The 15,471-nt window shown below is 72.2% G+C and carries 17 protein-coding genes and 1 pseudogene; 10 read left to right on the top strand and 8 right to left on the bottom strand.

Annotated elements, in window-relative coordinates; genetic code table 11:
* Positions 1 to 296: 296 nt before the first annotated feature.
* Positions 297 to 1,472 (top strand): annotated as a pseudogene (rho, locus tag TR50_RS30855) (transcription termination factor Rho); the annotation flags it as partial.
* Positions 1,473 to 1,494: 22 nt separating this feature from the next.
* Here the strand turns inward: rho and TR50_RS30850 are convergent.
* The gene (locus TR50_RS30850) at positions 1,495 to 1,815 is read right to left on the bottom strand and encodes a hypothetical protein (protein ID WP_042429718.1); all 321 of its coding nucleotides are present in this window, start codon (positions 1,813 to 1,815) and stop codon (positions 1,495 to 1,497) included.
* A 164-nt stretch (positions 1,816 to 1,979) separates the two neighbouring features.
* On the opposite strand from TR50_RS30850, the gene TR50_RS30845 reads away from it, so the two are divergent.
* On the top strand, positions 1,980 to 2,267 hold the full coding sequence (locus TR50_RS30845; protein ID WP_042429715.1) for a DUF1905 domain-containing protein: 288 nt from the start codon (positions 1,980 to 1,982) through the stop codon (positions 2,265 to 2,267).
* A 37-nt stretch (positions 2,268 to 2,304) separates the two neighbouring features.
* On the opposite strand, the gene TR50_RS30840 is transcribed toward TR50_RS30845, so the two are convergent.
* A complete protein-coding gene (locus tag TR50_RS30840; protein WP_042429713.1) occupies positions 2,305 to 3,693 on the bottom strand; it encodes a Fic family protein in 1,389 nt (462 codons plus the stop codon).
* 135 nt (positions 3,694 to 3,828) lie between these two features.
* On the opposite strand from TR50_RS30840, the gene TR50_RS30835 reads away from it, so the two are divergent.
* The 3 genes from TR50_RS30835 (at position 3,829) to TR50_RS30825 (ending at position 6,629) form a co-directional block, all read left to right on the top strand.
* Positions 3,829 to 4,611, top strand: a complete 783-nt coding sequence (locus tag TR50_RS30835; RefSeq protein ID WP_042429708.1) for a dioxygenase family protein — start codon at positions 3,829 to 3,831, stop codon at positions 4,609 to 4,611.
* 109 nt (positions 4,612 to 4,720) lie between these two features.
* Positions 4,721 to 5,785, top strand: a complete 1,065-nt coding sequence (locus tag TR50_RS30830; RefSeq protein WP_042429707.1) for an NAD-dependent epimerase/dehydratase family protein — start codon at positions 4,721 to 4,723, stop codon at positions 5,783 to 5,785.
* 70 nt (positions 5,786 to 5,855) lie between these two features.
* Complete coding sequence (locus TR50_RS30825) at positions 5,856 to 6,629, top strand: class I SAM-dependent methyltransferase (RefSeq protein ID WP_042429704.1); 774 nt, start codon at positions 5,856 to 5,858, stop codon at positions 6,627 to 6,629.
* Between the two features lie 40 nt (positions 6,630 to 6,669).
* Here TR50_RS30825 and TR50_RS30820 read toward each other — a convergent pair whose 3' ends face one another.
* Together TR50_RS30820 and TR50_RS30815 are read right to left on the bottom strand one after the other, a co-directional pair.
* The gene (locus TR50_RS30820; protein ID WP_042429702.1) at positions 6,670 to 6,909 is read right to left on the bottom strand and encodes a hypothetical protein; all 240 of its coding nucleotides are present in this window, start codon (positions 6,907 to 6,909) and stop codon (positions 6,670 to 6,672) included.
* A 156-nt stretch (positions 6,910 to 7,065) separates the two neighbouring features.
* Entirely contained in the window at positions 7,066 to 8,004 is a 939-nt protein-coding gene (locus TR50_RS30815) for a helix-turn-helix transcriptional regulator (RefSeq protein ID WP_042429700.1), read from the bottom strand.
* A 129-nt stretch (positions 8,005 to 8,133) separates the two neighbouring features.
* Between TR50_RS30815 and TR50_RS30810 the strand changes: the two genes are divergently transcribed.
* Together TR50_RS30810 and TR50_RS30805 are read left to right on the top strand one after the other, a co-directional pair.
* Positions 8,134 to 9,186, top strand: a complete 1,053-nt coding sequence (locus TR50_RS30810) for an NAD(P)-dependent alcohol dehydrogenase (protein ID WP_042429697.1) — start codon at positions 8,134 to 8,136, stop codon at positions 9,184 to 9,186.
* 31 nt (positions 9,187 to 9,217) lie between these two features.
* On the top strand, positions 9,218 to 10,312 hold the full coding sequence (locus TR50_RS30805) for an NADH:flavin oxidoreductase/NADH oxidase (protein WP_042429695.1): 1,095 nt from the start codon (positions 9,218 to 9,220) through the stop codon (positions 10,310 to 10,312).
* Between the two features lie 81 nt (positions 10,313 to 10,393).
* On the opposite strand, the gene TR50_RS30800 is transcribed toward TR50_RS30805, so the two are convergent.
* The 3 genes from TR50_RS30800 to TR50_RS30790 all read right to left on the bottom strand — a co-directional run bounded on the left by TR50_RS30800 (position 10,394) and on the right by TR50_RS30790 (position 11,820).
* The gene (locus TR50_RS30800; RefSeq protein ID WP_042429693.1) at positions 10,394 to 10,693 is read right to left on the bottom strand and encodes a hypothetical protein; all 300 of its coding nucleotides are present in this window, start codon (positions 10,691 to 10,693) and stop codon (positions 10,394 to 10,396) included.
* Positions 10,694 to 10,861: 168 nt separating this feature from the next.
* The gene (locus TR50_RS30795) at positions 10,862 to 11,197 is read right to left on the bottom strand and encodes a hypothetical protein (RefSeq protein WP_042429690.1); all 336 of its coding nucleotides are present in this window, start codon (positions 11,195 to 11,197) and stop codon (positions 10,862 to 10,864) included.
* A 248-nt stretch (positions 11,198 to 11,445) separates the two neighbouring features.
* The gene (locus tag TR50_RS30790; RefSeq protein WP_042429687.1) at positions 11,446 to 11,820 is read right to left on the bottom strand and encodes a GvpU-like protein; all 375 of its coding nucleotides are present in this window, start codon (positions 11,818 to 11,820) and stop codon (positions 11,446 to 11,448) included.
* A gap of 271 nt (positions 11,821 to 12,091) precedes the next feature.
* On the opposite strand from TR50_RS30790, the gene TR50_RS30785 reads away from it, so the two are divergent.
* From TR50_RS30785 to TR50_RS30775, 3 genes are all read left to right on the top strand, one after another.
* Entirely contained in the window at positions 12,092 to 12,295 is a 204-nt protein-coding gene (locus TR50_RS30785) for a cold-shock protein (RefSeq protein WP_042429684.1), read from the top strand.
* Positions 12,296 to 12,631: 336 nt separating this feature from the next.
* Positions 12,632 to 13,951, top strand: a complete 1,320-nt coding sequence (locus tag TR50_RS30780) for a DEAD/DEAH box helicase (RefSeq protein WP_236654658.1) — start codon at positions 12,632 to 12,634, stop codon at positions 13,949 to 13,951.
* Positions 13,948 to 14,169: a hypothetical protein gene (locus TR50_RS30775; RefSeq protein ID WP_042429681.1), complete on the top strand. Its 222-nt coding sequence runs from the start codon at positions 13,948 to 13,950 to the stop codon at positions 14,167 to 14,169. The genes TR50_RS30780 and TR50_RS30775 overlap by 4 nt, the downstream gene beginning before the upstream one ends.
* 66 nt (positions 14,170 to 14,235) lie before the next feature.
* Here TR50_RS30775 and TR50_RS30770 read toward each other — a convergent pair whose 3' ends face one another.
* Entirely contained in the window at positions 14,236 to 14,757 is a 522-nt protein-coding gene (locus TR50_RS30770; protein ID WP_052441550.1) for a DUF5994 family protein, read from the bottom strand.
* Positions 14,758 to 15,471: the final 714 nt, after the last annotated feature.

The raw sequence follows: 15,471 nt of genomic DNA, 5'->3' as shown, positions 1-15,471 counted from the left end.
GCCGAATCGGGGACTTGACAAGAAGCCAGGCCGTACCTGTTACTATGAACCTCAGCGGAGTGAATCTCCTCCGCCAGGCTCCGGCTCCCGCAATTCTGACCGCGGTTGAGCAAGCAGGGCAGCAGTTGAGTGATTCAGCAGTTCAACACCGCACCACAAGCGCACCAACACCGCACACGTTCGGTTTCACGTTTCGCATCGCGTGACGACTTACCGCGATGCGCAGGTCCCCGGCGTCCGCGCCCGGACCTCTCACACCACCTCAGGAAGAGGACCCCATCATGACGACCACACTCGAACCCACCATCACAGCTGAACTCGACGTCGACCTCGACCTCGTCCAGGTCGACGGCGTTCTCGACATCCGCGAGAACCAAGCCTTCCTGCGGACCTCGGGCTACCAGCCCGGCCCCGACGACCTGTACGTGCCGACGGCCCAGGTCCGCGATCTCGGGCTCCGCTCCGGCGACATGGTCACCGGGGTCACCCGCACCGGCGGCCACGCGGGTGGCAGGAAGACCAAGGGCGACCGCCGCCTCTCCCTCCTGCGGGTCGACGCCGTGAACGGCCTCGCCCCCGAACGGGCCAGGAAGCGGCCCGTCTTCGGGGAACTGACGCCGCTGCACCCGGAGGAGCAGTTCCGGCTGGAGACGGAGCCCGGCGTACTGACCACGCGTGTCATCGACCTGCTCGCCCCGATCGGCAAGGGCCAGCGCGGCCTGATCGTCGCACCGCCGAAGACCGGCAAGACGATGGTCATCCAGTCCATCGCCGCGGCCCTCGCCCACAACCACCCCGAGGCCCACCTCATGGTCGTCCTCGTCGACGAGCGCCCCGAGGAGGTCACCGACATGGAGCGCTCGGTCAGGGGCGAGGTACTCGCCTCCACCTTCGACCGGCCCGCGCGCGAGCACATCGCGCTCGCCGAACTCGCCATCGAGCGCGCGAAGCGACTCGTCGAGCTCGGTCAGGACGTCGTCGTGCTGCTCGACTCGATCACCCGCCTGGCGCGCGCCTACAACACCGCCGCGCCCGCCTCGGGACGCGTGCTCACCGGCGGCATCGACGCCACCGCCCTGCACCTGCCGAAGAGGTTCTTCGGCGCCGCCCGCAACATCGAGGACGGCGGCTCGCTGACCATCGTCGCCACGGCGCTGGTCGACACCGGCTCCCGGATGGACGACCTGATCTTCGAGGAGTTCAAGAGCACCGGCAACATGGAGCTGCGGCTCGACCGCAAGCTGGCCGACCGGCGCGTCTTCCCCGCCGTCGACGCCAAGGCCTCCGGCACCCGCCGTGAGGAACTGCTGCTCGGCCCCGAGCGCACCTCCGCCGCGTGGGCCCTGCGCCGCGGCCTGAACCCGCTGGACACCCAGCAGGCGACCCAGGCGCTGCTGGAGCGGCTGAAGAAGTCGGCGGGCAACGCGGACTTCCTCCACACCCTCGCCTCGGCCCGGTCGGGCGCGGCCTGACCCGCCGGTCCGTCGGGTCGGCTCACTCTCCCAGCCGGCGCTCCTGCAGCACGATCCACTGCGTGGGCACGGCGTACGCCCACAGGGCGAGCGGCAGGATCGGCTGCGGGTGGCAGACGAACCCGACCACGCCGCCGTCGACGATCTCGAACCCGCGCTCCGGACTCTTGCGCCGCCCCTTGCCGCGCAGCAGCACGGTGTGCCGCCCGGGCTCGACGTCCAACTCCAGCCGCCCCTCGACCTGGATCGTCGCGACCTCCCGCGCGTCGAGCACGACCTTCCACGGGTGTCGGTCCCAGATCGCCGTGGGGAAGGTGCGCTGCAGCCTCAAGGTGGCGGTCATGTGCGTATCCGGTGCCTTTCGTCCGTTCGTCCCGTCCCGTCCCCGTCGGCGGCCGCAGGATCCAGTGTGCGACGCGCGAACCGCCGATCGTCCGCGCCGCGCCGGTACGCTGATCGAGCCTCAGCCTTGCCCGTGGAAGCCCTGCCCGTGGAACGGACCGGTCGATGGACCTCGTCTTCACCGGCTGCGTGATCGAATGGCGCGGCCCCGCCCCGTACTACTGCGTCCCGGTCCCGCAGGACCAGTCGGCCGACATCCGCGAGGTCGCGGCCCAGGCCAGCTACGGCTGGGGCGTGATCCCCGTCTCGGCCCGCATCGGCGACACCGACTTCACCACCTCCCTCTTCCCGAAGGACGGCGGGTACCTCCTCCCGCTCAAGGCAGCCGTCCGCCGCCCGCAGGGCCTGACGACGGGCGACGTCGTGGCGGTGGAGATGACCGTCCGCCTGTAGGGCCGGCAGGTCCTGTCCGCTTCAACCGCTGCCGGTTTCAGCCGCTTGCGCGGCGGCGGGTCTCGTCGAGGTGGAGGCCGACGGAACGGGCCAGCACGAGTGCGTCGCCCGGGGCGTCCGCCTGGTAGCTGACACGGCGGAGCAGACCGACCCCGTCGAGGGTGACGCCCTCGCGGGCGAGGACGAAGACCAGGGCGAGGAAGGCCGAGCGGGCGTTGCCGTCGTCGAAGGGATGGAAGAAGCAGACGTCCAGGTAGGCGCGCGCGGCGCGGGCGGTGAGCGGGAGTGGGCGCCGGGGGGCTGCCGGATCCCGTGCGCTCTCGGCCAGGCAGGCGTCGAGGCGGTCGCGGGTGCCGGCGTCGACGCCGTAGCGCTCGCGCCCGTCCTTGGCGAAGGCGGGCCTGGTGCGGAACGGCGGCGGTTCCGGCGTCGTCGTGCCGAGGACGTGCCGCTGCCAGCCGCGCAGCAGCTCGAAGTCGAGCGCCGCGCCGCGCGCGGCGTCGGCCCGGACCGACTCCAGGGCGGTGAGCAGGCCGCGAGCCCGCTCGGGGTCGAGGGCCCCGTCGAAGGCGCGGATGTCCTCCGCCGCGCCGTCGCGGGCCGCCACGAGAGGACGCCCGGCGGCGTCGTCGGGCGGCGCCGCGTCCCAGTCGACCGCATCGCGTACCGCGAGCCAGCGGCGGAGATGGTCCGGCGGGTCGAGCGGCGTCGCGGCGGACCACGAGCCGGACGCCGTCGGAAGGGACGCGGCCAGGCGCTCGGCGACCTCGTCGACGATGGCCGGGTCAGGGCCGGTCCAGCTGCGGAACCGGCCGCCGACGGCGTCGGCGACGAGCTCCTCCGCGACGTCGGGCGCGACGCCCCAGTGGGCCAGGAACCAGCGCAGCACCTGTCGGCAGTGCCCGTGCCAGCCGCTGCCGCATCCCGTGCGGTCCACCACATGAAGGATGAGCCTGCGGGCGGCCAGCTCCCACAGGGTCCGGTCCTCGGTGGCGGAGGCGAGATCGAGCGGGTACGCCTCGAACCGTCCGGCAAGGCTCTCCAGCCATCCGCGCCACTCCGACAGGGCGGCGACCACGCGCGGGAGCGTCTCCTCCGGGGTCGTGATCGAGTCCCGCGGGCAGCACCAGTGTCCGACCGGCCCGCCGTCGAAGTCCCCTTCGTCGTGCGACCACCGCCAGCCGACGGTCCAGCGGCCGTAGCGTTCGACGAGCGCCTGCGACATGGCGTCGGCCCAGGGCCAGGCCGATTCCCGGGTCCACGCGGTCATCACCGGGTCCGCCATGCGCACGTCGGGCCGGCGGGGCACCAGGCCGGCCGGCCCGAGTGAGCGGATCACCTGCTCGGCCGTCGCGTGGTCGAAGGGATGACCGGCGGGATCCACCTCGTCCCAAGTCAGGGAGCTGGGGGAGAGTTCGTATCTCACCGCGCCAGCCTGCCTGCGCGGGCAGTCGGCGTTCAACGCGATTTCGGCGGGCGGAGCGGGCGGGGACCGGAGTACCCTCGGAGATGTAGTTCAGATTTGAACCAACCTGTGTGACCGACGGGAACGAGGACAGTCATGACCACCGCCGCCCCGGGACGGATGCCCGCCCTCTACCTGGGCCACGGCGCCCCGCCGCTCGCCGACGACGCCCTGTGGACGGGCCAGCTCGCCCGCTGGTCGGCGGAGCTGCCCAAGCCCAAGGCCGTGCTGATGATCTCCGCCCACTGGGAGGAGGCCCCGCTCGCCCTCGGCGCGACCACCACAGTGCCGCTGGTCTACGACTTCTGGGGCTTCCCGCAGCACTACTACGAGGTCACCTACGCCGCGCCCGGCGCACCCGAACTCGCCGACTCCGTCCGCAAGCTGCTGCGCGGCGCCGGGACCCCCGTCCAGGACATCCCCGACCGGGGCCTCGACCACGGCGCCTACGTCCCGCTCGTCGAGATGTACCCCGACGCCGACGTCCCCGTGCTCCAGGTCTCCATGCCGACGCTCGACCCGGCCGAGCTGATGCGGATCGGACGCAAGCTCGCACCCCTGCGCGACGAGGGCGTCCTCATCGTCGGCAGCGGCTTCTTCACCCACAACCTGCGCGCCCTGACGCAGGACGGCAGCGTCCACTCGATCATGACGGAGTTCGACGACTGGGGCCGCCGCGCCCTGGAGGCCCAGGACGTCGACGCCCTGCTCGACTTCGAGCACAAGGCCCCCGCCGGTCATCTCGCGCACCCGCGCACGGAGCACTTCGCGCCGCTCTTCGTCACCCTCGGCGCGTCCGAGAACGAGCTGGGTTCCGGCCGCAGCGTCATCGACGGCTTCTGGATGGGCCTGTCCAAGCGCTCCCTCCAGTTCGGCTGAGCCACGCACCTCCCGCAACAGACGGCGTCCCGTTCGCCCGCCGCGCAAATCCTTCGCTGACGGCAGAGCCGGGTGACGCGACGCCCGCCCACCGCACAGACTGCTCGTCATGAAGCTTCTCGTGATCGGTGGATCGGTGTTCGTGGGACGGGCCTTCGCCGAGGAGGGCGTGCGGCGCGGCTGGGAGGTGACCGTCTTCAACCGGGGCCGGAGCCAGGGCGATCCGGAGGGCGTCCGCTCGCTGCGCGGCGACCGGACCGACGAGGCGGACCTCGGCGCGCTCGCCGCGGCCGGCCCCTACGACGCGGTGGTGGACGTCTGCGGCTACGTCCCCGTCGAGGTCGCCAAGTCCGCCGCCGCGCTGGCCCGCAGCGCGGACGCCTACCTGTTCGTGTCGACGATCAACGTCTACCCCGGCTACCCCGCCGAGCCCACCGACGAGTCCTCGCCCCGCCAGGGCGGCCGTGCCGACGCCGGTCCGGACGACGGCGACTACGGCTGGCTGAAGGACGGGTGCGAGAAGGCCGTGCGCGCGGCCTTCCCCGGGCGCGTCGTCGTGCTGCAGCCGGGCCTCATCGTCGGGCCCCACGACCGCGCCCGCCGCACCACCGCGTGGCTGCGCCGTGCCGCGCAGGGCGGCCGGATGGCCGTCCCCGGTCGTCCCGACCGGGCGCTGCGCGTCATCGACGTGCGCGACCTCGCCGCCTTCGGCCTCGACCTGCTCGCCGCCGAGCCCCGCGACGAGGTCGAGGACTACATGGTCCCCGGCGCGCCGGACAACGGCAGTTGGGGCGACTTCCTCGCCGCCTGCGTGGCCGCCGGCGGCGACAAGGCGGAACTCGTCTACGTCGACGACCAGCTCTTCGTCGACCACGAGGTGGAGCCCTGGACGGAGGTCCCGCTGTGGCTCCCGGTCGGCCTCGAGGACTCCGCCGCCACCTGGGACGCCTCCAGCGCGAAGGCCGTGGCCGCGGGCCTGCGCTGCCGCCCGGTCACGGACTCGGTCCGGGAGACGGCCGCATGGCTGTTCGCCCCCGGCGGCGAGGAGGAGGCGTTCGAGGACTACGGCAAGTTCACCGCCTGGACGCCGTTCCTGTCGGCGGAGAAGGAGCAGGCCATCCTGGCGGCGCACGACGCCCAGGTCGGCAACGCCACACGCCCGAATGAGAGTTGACGAGCCGGCACCGACAGCACGGGGGCTTCCGGCCCCGTCGGAACCCCCCGTGAACCGGTAGGGTTCCGGCATGACCGACGCCTCCGTCGCACGGTTCTACGACCAGCTGGCAGCCGACTACCACCTCATCTACGGCGACTGGGACGGCGCTGTCGTGCGCCAGGGCAAGGCGCTGGACGCCCTGATCCGCTCGGCCCTCGGCGCCGAGAGCGGCGTCGCCGTGCTGGACTGCGCCTGCGGCATCGGGACCCAGGCCCTCGGGCTCGCCATGCTCGGGCACCGGGTCACCGGAAGCGACATCAGCGCGGTCGCCGCCGAGCGGGCCGCGCGGGAGGCGGCCCGGCGCGGCCTCGACCTGCCCACACAGGCCGCCGACATGCGGTCCCTGCCCTTCGAGGACGCCGCCTTCGACGTCGTCGTCTGCGCCGACAACGCCCTGCCGCACCTGCTCACCGCCGAGGACGTGCGGACCGCGCTGGGCGAGATGCGCCGCGTGCTGCGCCGCGACGGCCTGCTGCTCGTCAGCACCCGGCCCTACGACGAGATCCGGCAGGCCCACCCCGTCTCCACCAGCCCGCAGACGCACGGATCGGGGCGCGAGCGGAGCATCACGTTCCAGCTGTGGGACTGGCACGAGGACGGGGAGCGGTACGACCTCGAACACTTCCAACTGCTGCCCGAGGGTGACGACTGGCGCGTCGCGGTGCGGCGCACGACCTACTGGGCGCTCACCCGGCACCAGTTGACCGGCTTCGTGACCGACGCCGGCTTCCACGAGCCCGCCTGGCTGCTGCCCGAGGCCACCTCGTTCTTCCAGCCTCTCCTGGCGGCGCGCGTCCCCTGAGCGCGCGGTCCTGACGGGCGCCTCAAAGGGGAGGCGTCGGCTACGCGGAGTGGGCGGTCGCGCGGTTGAGCTCGTTGGCTATCGCGACGAAGGCGCGCCGCTCCGCGCGGGACAGCGCGACCTGCTCGTCCGGGTCGAGGCCGACGCCACTGCCGCCGACGGCCCACGGGCGGAACGCGGCCAGCCAGACGGCCCGCACGCCCATCAGGGTCCACAGGCCCGCGACGGCGAGCAGCGTGTACAGGGCCACTGCGTGGAGTGGGCTCAGCTGCTGGTGCATACCCTGGACCGTCCTCTCGGAGCCGGACACGAAAGGCACGCGAGCAGGACACGAAGGGCTCGCCCGCGCTTCCGGCCTAGTTAACACCCCGTTCCGGATCTTCGGAACCTCGGGGCCGCCCCGGGCTGGAGAACCGCTCGAGTCCGGACGTGCTGTTCAGCTGTTCTGCGTGGTCGGCGTCGACGCCGCGTCGGGGGCCGTCGCGGTCCAGCTGGCCAGGAGCCGCAGGGCCTCCGCCGAGGGGGAGCCGGGCTCGGCGGCGTAGGTGACGAGCATCTGACCGGCGTCGGCGGGCAGCACCAGCGTCTCGTTCACCAGGGTGAGGCGTCCGACGACAGGGTGGTGCAGTTCCTTCGTGCACGGGCCGGTGCCCCGCACGTCGTGCGCGGCCCACCACTGGCGGAACAGGGGGCTCTTGACCGACAGCTCGCCGATCAGCGCGGCCAGGCGCGGGTCGTCGGGGGAGCGGCCGGCGTGCATCCGAAGGCCCGCCACCACGTCGCGGGCCTTGCCCTCCCAGTCCAGGTACAGCTCGTGCGAGGCGGGGTCCATGAAGACGATCCACGCCATGTTCCGCTGCTCCGGCGGCCGCGACGCGAAGTCGCCGAGCAGCGCGCCGGCCATCCGGTTCCACGCCAGGATGTCGCAGCGCCGGCCCAGCACGTAGGCGGGGACGGAGTCCATCGCGTCCAGTAGGTGCTGAAGCTGCGGCCGCACCCGCTCAGGGCGGACGGCCGCCGCCGTCCGGCCGCGACGCGGGGCGGGCTTGGCGAGGTGGTCGAGGTGCTCGCGCTCGGCGCGGTTCAGGCGCAGCGCGTCCGCGATGGCCTCCAGCACCGCCGCCGACACGTTGTGGGCGTTGCCCTGCTCCAGCCGTGTGTAGTACGCGACGCTCACCCCGGCCAGCTGCGCCAGCTCCTCGCGCCGCAGGCCCGGCACCCGGCGCCGGGCGCCGAAGTACGGCAGGCCCACGTCCTCCGGCCGCAGGCGGGCCCGCCTGGTCCGCAGGAACTCGCTCAGCTCGGCGCGCGGGTCCAGCGGCGCGGGCGCCTCCTGTGCGGAGGCGGGGTCCGTCGGGGCGGTGTCGGGGTTCATGTCAGTCAAGTATGCGGGCGATCGCGGGTACCGGGGCGTACCAGGGTGACCCTCCCAGTGGTAGGAACCGCAGGCATACGTTCACGGAGGATCTGGCTGCGCCCGCGCCCACCCGGCAGGCTGTCCACCATGACTACGAGCACGATCCCCGCGTTCGCCGCCCCGGCCGCCAAGGCCCCGCTGGAGCGCACCACCGTGCCGCGCCGCGAGCTCGGCCCGCACGACATCCTCATCGACATCGCCTACGCCGGCATCTGCCACTCGGACATCCACCAGGTCAACGAGGAGTGGGGGCCGGCCATCTTCCCGATGGTGCCCGGCCACGAGATCGCGGGCACGGTCGCCGCGGTCGGCTCCGCCGTCACCCGGCACCAGGTGGGCGACCGCGTCGGCGTCGGCTGCCTGGTCGACTCCTGCGGCGAGTGCGAGCAGTGCACGGCGGGCTTCGAGCAGTTCTGCTCCGGCCCCGGCGGCTCCACCGGCACCTACAACGACACCGGCCGCGACGGCGAGCCCACCTACGGCGGCTACGCCAAGCAGGTCGTGGTCACCGAGCGCTTCGCGCTCAAGATCCCCGAGGGCATCCCGCTGGACGCCGCCGCGCCGCTGCTCTGCGCCGGCATCACCACCTACTCCCCGCTGGACCGCTTCGGCGCCGGTCCGGGCAAGAAGGTCGCGGTCGTCGGTCTCGGCGGCCTGGGACACATGGCCGTCAAGATCGCCCACGCCAAGGGCGCCGAGGTGACGGTGCTGTCCCAGTCGCTGCGCAAGCGCGACGAGGGCCTCAAGCTGGGCGCCGACCACTACCTCGCCACCGCCGACCCGGCGACCTTCGAGAAGCTGGCCGGCTCCTTCGACCTGATCATCAACACCGTCTCGGCGGAGATCGACCTCAACGCCTACCTCGCCCTGCTCAAGCCCAACGGCGCCCTGGTCCAGGTCGGCGCGCCGCCGGTGCCGGTGCCGGTCGCGGTGTTCTCCCTCATCGGGGGGAACAAGACCCTGGCCGGTTCCATGATCGGCGGAATCCCGCAGACGCAGGAGATGTTGGACTTCTGCGCGGAGCACGGCATCGGAGCGGAGGTCGAGGTGATCCGGGCGGACCAGATCAACGAGGCCTACGCGCGCGTCCTCGACAGCGACGTGCGCTACCGCTTCGTGATCGACACCGCGACGATCTGACCTCTCTTCCGTTCCCAGGAGCACTGTCCCGATGAGCCTGCTGTTCGAGCCCCTCGCCCTGCGTGACGTCACCGCGCCCAACCGGGTCTGGATGGCGCCGATGTGCCAGTACTCGGCACCGGCCGAGGGGCCGACTGCGAACAACGAAAGCGTCGGGGCGCCGGGGGAGTGGCACTTCCAGCACCTCGCCTCCCGCGCGGCGGGCGGCACCGGCCTGATCCTGACCGAGGCCACGGCGGTCACGCCGGAGGGCCGCATCAGCCCCTGGGACCTGGGCATCTGGAACGACCACCAGGTCGCCGCCTTCCGGCGGAGCACCTCCTTCCTGCGCGAGCTGGGCACCGTCCCCGGCATCCAGCTCGCGCACGCGGGCCGCAAGGCGTCCGCCGCGCGCCCGTGGGACGCCCCGGGGGGCTCGCTGCCGCAGGGCCACCCGCTGGCCTGGCGGACCGTCGCGCCGAGCGGCGTGGCCTTCGGCGCGATGACCGCTCCGGAGGAGCTGAGCGTCGAGCAGATCGGCGCGGTCGTGCGCCGGTTCGCCGAGGCCGCGCAGCGGGCGCTCGCCGCAGGCTTCCAGGTGGCCGAGATCCACGGCGCGCACGGCTACCTGGTGCACGAGTTCCTCTCCCCGTACTCCAACCACCGCACCGACGCCTACGGCGGCCCGATCGAGAACCGCATGCGCTTCGCGCTGGAGGTGACGGAGGCCGTCCGCGCCGTCTGGCCGGAGGAGCTCCCGCTCTTCTTCCGCGTCTCGGCCACCGACTGGATCGACGAGGGCGGCTGGACCGCCGACGACACCGTGCACCTCGCCAAGGAGCTCCAGGCCCGCGGCGTCGACCTGCTCGACGTCTCCACGGGCGGCAACGTCCCGGACGCCCGCATCCCGGTCGAGCCGGGCTACCAGGTGCCGTTCGCCTCCCGCGTCCGCAACGAGACGGGGCTGCCGACCGGCGCGGTCGGCCTCATCACCGACCCGCACCAGGCGGAGCACATCCTCGCCTCCGGTCGCGCCGACGCCGTCCTGCTCGGTCGCGAGCTCCTCCGCGACCCCTACTGGGCCCGCCACGCTGCCGCCACCCTCGGCCAAGACCTGCCCAAGCTCGACCAGTACGCCCGCGCCTGACGAAGCGGCACCGTCGACTGCGGCCAGTCGTCGCCGGTGTCGAGATCGCCCGGGTCTACGAGGGCGCAGACCAGGTCCCGCTCAGCCGAGGGGACCAGGCGGCTGTGGTGCTACGCCGTCCGGTGGCGTGTCGGCGCAGCCGGCGGAGCAGAAGCGGCTGCGCGCACTGTTGCCCCAGCGTTGGTGCGGGGTGCCGCAGCGGGGGCACTGGCGGATGGCGCCCGGGCCGGTGGGCTCGATCAGGTCCAGGGCGCGGAGGAGGTCGCGGCAGTCCTGCGCACCCTGCGCGCGGGAGGCCACCAGTAGCCGGGCCTGCTGACGGGTGCGGTGGTCCTGGATGGTGTAGATGTCGCACTCGCCTGAGTCGTAGGGGTCCCGCATGGGTGGCCTTCTCTCACGGACTGTCTGTGGCAGTGTCCGATGTCGGGTTCCCGCCCGGCTGGGTGGGGTCGGGTCTGTCGTTCGCATGGGCACGACCATGCTCCGGTGCGGCCATGCTCCGGCGCAGCGCAGGGCAGCGGCGCGTCGGACGGGCGCGTCCGTCGGCCGTCAGCGTGCTCCGTCGCGGATGACCCAGGTGCCGAAGCCCGGCAGGGCCGGTGGCCTGAGGGCCTCCAGACGCCTGCGGAGCCAGGCGATGCGCTGGTCGGCGTGGTCGCCGCGGATGCCGAAGGTCAGGCCGTGCAAGCGGCCCCGGTGTCGGCACTCACGGGTGCCTGCGGCCAGATCGAAGGCGTCGAGGGCCTTTTCGTACAGCAACGCGTCGGCGCGGCCGTCGGGGGCGAGGTTGTCCACCGTGAGGAAGCGCCAACCGTCGGCGACGTCGTGAGCCTCCGCCACCAGGAGCCGTTCGGCCCGGAGTTGCGCTTCGTCGTCGGTGGTCACCGGAGCGCGACCGGGGACGGAGCGGTCCGTGCCGGTGCGCGGACCCGGCCGGGACGGCGTGGAATGTGGGGCATGGGGCACCTTCTCGTTCGAGCGTCGGCGGGAGCCGTCTTGACGAGAACGCGAGCGCTGCATGGCGCGTGCTTGCCGTGGGCCTTCGGGTGAAGCTTGGCGCAGGGAGGGGGCGTCTGGCTAGGGCCGTCCGGTGGTGGTCCTGGTCGAGCGGGAGGCCGGCGGCCCCGAGCGGGTCACTGGTCGACGTAGCCGAAGTCCCCTGCGGTCCAGGCGCTGACGTCCTCGATGGCGATCCGGTACATCCCGCCGGTCTCCGGAATCCCCACCTGGCCCTGGAGAATCCGCGCCCGGTGGAAGTGCAGGTGCGAGGGCATCCGATCGGCGCGGGCCCGGGGGTCCTCGGTCCGTCCCATGAAGATGCCGGCGAAAGGCCCCAAGAGATCGGAGTCCCGCAGCAGTCCCGCGACGTGCTGCCGCCACACCCCCTCCGGCACCAGCCTGCCGGTGATGACCGCGCCGTGGACCAGGACGGTGAGGGGCATCTGGTTGGTCTGTTCGGCTTCCACCGTGGCGGCGATCTCCACGAGGAGTGCATCCGGCGTCGACATGCCGCCGATGCTACAGCCGGGTCCCGGGCCGCGGAGGGGCTCGTGCGGACGACCTCTTCGGATGATCGCCGGTTCGAAGCCTTTCCGTGCTACTGTCGATATCAGTTGCAGTTGTGGTTCCCAAAAACTTCGAGTCCCCGCCCGGCCCGTTTCAGGGTCGAGCGGTGTGATTTCTGTATTTCCGGTGCATCCGCCGGACGGGGCAATCATCGCGGCGACCGCGGGTCCGCACAGTGCGGTTCCCGGTTATTGCCCCTGAAGGAGATTCAAGATGGCATCCGGTACGGTCAAGTGGTTCAACGCGGAAAAGGGCTTCGGCTTCATCGAGCAGGAGGGCGGCGGTCCCGACGTCTTCGCCCACTACTCGAACATCGCCACCCAGGGCTTCCGTGAGCTCCTCGAGGGCCAGAAGGTGACCTTCGACGTCACCCAGGGCCCGAAGGGTCCGCAGGCGGAGAACATCGTCCCGGCCTGACGCCGGCGCGTACGACGCGGCCGGGGCCCGCATCCACGGGGGTGCGGGCCTCGGCCGCGTCGGCTTTTCCGCCGTCGGGCGACGTGTACGCCTGAGACGACCGGATTCAGACGCCCGGGGCGCCGTCCGAATCTGCGCACCGCCGTTCCGAACAGCCGTCGGGCCCCGCTGTCGAGCGCCGGAGACGTTTTCGTCGTCCTGTGCGCAAGGCGCCACTTCACGTGAAGAGAAACCGTCGCTTTCGGCGTCGTTTCCGTTGTTCCGTTCGTTGCTGCGATGCGAAATGCAGTCGGCGGCCGTGAATTCCTCGAAGCGCCTGCCCGAGGAAGGATCTGCATGCACCGTACACACAGTTCGAACAAAGGAACGCCGCTCGCCGGGCTGGACGACTTCGCGAGTCCGGCCCCGGTCGCACCGGCGACTGTCGCCACGTCCTTCACTGATCTGGGCTTGCCGCCGGCCCTGGTGAAGGAACTCGCCCGTCAGCGGATGTCCGCCCCGTTCGTGATCCAGGCGGCCACGCTCCCCGACTCACTCGCCGGGCGCGACATTCTCGCGCGTGGGCGGACCGGGTCCGGGAAGACCCTCGCGTTCGGACTCGCCGTGCTGGCCCGGACCGCCGGGCAGCGCAGCGCGTCCCGCCGACCCCTGGCCCTGATCCTGGTGCCCACCCGTGAGCTGGCCCAGCAGGTGGCCGGGGCGCTGGCCCCCTACGCCCGGTCGCTGCGGCTCACGGTGGCCACCGTGGTGGGCGGCCGGTCGATCAGCGGACAGGCGCGCGCCCTGCGCGGCGGCGCCGAGGTCGTGGTCGCCACCGCGGGCCGGCTGGCGGACCTCGTCGAGCGCGGCGACTGCCGTCTGGACCGCGTCGCCGTCACGGTGCTCGACGAAGCCGACCAGATGGCCAACCTGGGCTTCCTGCCCCAGATCACGGCCTTGCTCGACCAGGTTCCGTCCGGCGGCCAGCACCTGCTGTTCTCCGCCACCTTGGACCGTGACGTCGACCAGCTGGTGGACCGCTATCTCACGGATCCGGTCGTGCATGTGGTGGACCCGTCGGCCGACGTGCTCGCCGCGACGGAGCATCACGTCCTGGAGGTCGCCGCGGCGGACAAGCAGGCCGCCGTCACCGAGATCGCGGCCCGCGAGGGGAGAGTGCTCCTGTTCGTGGAGACCCGTCAGGCGGTCGACCAACTCACCGAGCGGCTCCTGGACGGCGGAATCCGTGCCGCCGCCCTGCACGGCGGCAAGTCACAGGCCCAGCGCTCGCGCACGCTGGAACTCTTCAAGGCGGGACAGGTCACCGCGCTGGTGGCCACCAACGTCGCCGCCCGCGGCATCCATGTCGACCACCTCGGCCTGGTGGTCTGCGTCGATCCGCCCGGCAACCACAAGGACTACCTTCACCGCGGCGGACGCACCGCCCGCGCCGGCGAATCCGGCACGGTCGTCACTCTCGTCCTGCCCCACCAGCAGCGCGCCGTCGCCCAGCTGATGGCACGGGCCGGCATCAGCCCGCGCGTCACCCAAGGCCACGTCGCAGAAGGCGAGCCGGGCCCGGGGGCCGTGGAGCCGACCGTGCGGGTGTTCCCGAGCACCTCTGGCCCGGGGCAGGGTGAGGATGCGGGGTCCGGGGCCGCATACTTGCTGCAATGACAAGATCTGATGGACCTCGACGCCCCCTGCCCGGCAGCCCGTTCACACGCCCCGCGGCGCCGGCCCCCGAACAGTTCGCCGTCGGCGACCGGGTGACGCACGACAAGCACGGCCTCGGGCGCGTGGTCGCGGTGGAGGACGACCTCTCGGTGATCGTCGACTTCGGCTCGGCCCACCGGCGCGTCTCCCCGCCCTTCTCCTCGATGACCAGACTCTGACACCGCCGGCAGCGCGCACTCGAAGCCGGTGGGCCCGTCAGTGGTACGTGTCGCCCGCCTTCAGGCTCAGCCACCGGCAACGGTGGTAGGCGTGTGCCGGGTTCGAATGTGGATGTGATCGCGAGGTGCCGTCGCCAAGGGGCGTCCGGGACCGTCGGTGACGAGCGCCCGGGCGGACTGCTGGTTGCCGGGACGGGCCGCTGCGGCCATGAGCTGCTTCGCCCGCCAGGGGGCGCTCTCCGGCGGCACGACGAGCAGTTCCCACTCCCTGATGCGGTAGGAGGAGACGGTGATCGTGTGAGGATCGTGGCCGGGGTCGTACCAGTTCACCCGTACGTCGTGGGTTCCGGCCGGGAGGCTGTGGCGCAGCTCGGTCCAGACGGCGTCGTGGACGGCGGCCCGGGTGATGCGACCCCAGATCCCGTCCAACTCCGCGATCAAGCCGGGGAGTTGCTCGAAGAGGTTGCGTGAGTACGGCCACCAGGCGCCGTCGAGACGGGACGGGGGGCCATCCGGGGTCAAGGACAGCCGCAGCGGCGGTGGAGCTTGCGAAACGGTCGCGGGCGCGGGCGTGGTGTGGGTGGTCATGAGGGTGAGGGCCTCTCGGTCGCGGGTCGGGGCGGACCTGTAGCTGGTGTCGGCATGCAGAGGCACGGAAGGTTCGCCGACCGTGCGTCGGCGGTCCGTCAAGGGCGATGCCGCGTGTGCCGGGCGGAGGCGCCGCGGGCGGGATTCCGCGCAGGGAGGCGGTGGGTGACCGAAGGCGGTCGAATCAGTGGCACGGGAATCAGTGTCACGGACATGGTGCGGGTCCCGTCTCCAGGCCCACGCGCAGGCCCGGCGTCGGCGTTCGCCGAGAACGACAGGGGCACTGCAGCCGGTGTTCGGAAAACCCTCGGTGCCTTCACCCTACTCCGCGCCCTGCCGTAAGGAACCGGCCCGAGGTCGCCGATCCCGCCTCGGCAAAGAGCGTGCCCGCGCCCTACCGCCTCGGTGCTCGTTCGGGTGCACGATGGAAGGGACACACCTCTGATCTCCGAATCGGCATGCCCTCGCAGGGTGGATTCCCCTTCGGCCCGGGGTGACGTGGCGACGTGGTCCGTTCGTGGGTCCCGGAAGCGGCGTCGCCCGGAGGAGCGGATCGCCACCTGGCGGCCCGATCGGATCCCGCGGGGGTGGTGTCGCCAGAGGAGATGACCATGTTCGGTTATCGAGTTCCCGCTCCGGACCAGGCGATGCTGATATCCGGGGGCCGGAGGGGGATGGGGACGGCGCCGTTCCGCGTCGTCACCGGTCACGGCA

This window comes from Streptacidiphilus anmyonensis (assembly GCF_000787855.1).
Lineage (GTDB): Bacteria > Actinomycetota > Actinomycetes > Streptomycetales > Streptomycetaceae > Streptacidiphilus > Streptacidiphilus anmyonensis.
Note: the sequence above shows the minus strand (reverse complement) of the source record. Positions and strands in the feature narration are given on the sequence as shown.